The following is a 619-nucleotide window of genomic DNA, read 5'->3' on the forward strand; positions in this document are numbered from 1 at the left end:
TTTTTTGTTTGTTTTTTGGTTGTTTTTTTTTTTGGGTTTTTTTTTTTTGGGTTTGGTGTTTGTTTTTTTTTTTGTGGTTGTGGGGGGGTTTTTTTTTTTTTTTTTTTTTTTTTTGTGTTGGGGGGTGTGGGGGGTGGGGGGGGCGTGTTTGTTGGGCGGGCTGGGGGTGTGTTTTTTGGTGGGGGGGGGGCGGCCCCCCAAACAAAACCCCCCCCCCCCAAACCAAAAACAAAAAAAAAAAAAAAAAAAAAAAAAAACTAACACACGCAACCCAACACAACCCCCCCCCCCCCCCCCCCCCCACCACCCCACCCCCCAACCCCAAAAAAGAACCCCCCCCCCCCCCAACCAAAAAACACCCCAAAACAAAAAAAAAAAAAAAAAAAAAAAAAAAACCACAAAAAAACAAAACAATAAACAACCCCCCCCCCACAAACCCCAAAAAAACCAAAACAACCCAAAAAACAAAACAAAAAAATAAAAAAAAAAAAAAAAAAAAAAAAACAAAAAACACAACAAAAAAAAAAACAACCCACACAACAACACAACACCACACCAAAAAAACAAGACAAGAGTATTAATAAAATATCGAACCAATAAAAAAAAAAAAAAAAAAAAA

At 37.8% G+C, this 619-nt stretch carries 1 protein-coding gene; it reads left to right on the forward strand.

The window, feature by feature from the left end:
* Positions 1-71: 71 nt before the first annotated feature.
* Positions 72-581, forward strand: a complete 510-nt coding sequence (locus tag PUR26_RS34540) for a hypothetical protein (protein WP_329868387.1) — start codon at positions 72-74, stop codon at positions 579-581.
* Positions 582-619 lie beyond the last annotated feature (38 nt).

Origin of the sequence: Streptomyces sp. SP18CS02 (assembly GCF_036322365.1) — a bacterium.
Lineage (GTDB): Bacteria > Actinomycetota > Actinomycetes > Streptomycetales > Streptomycetaceae > Streptomyces.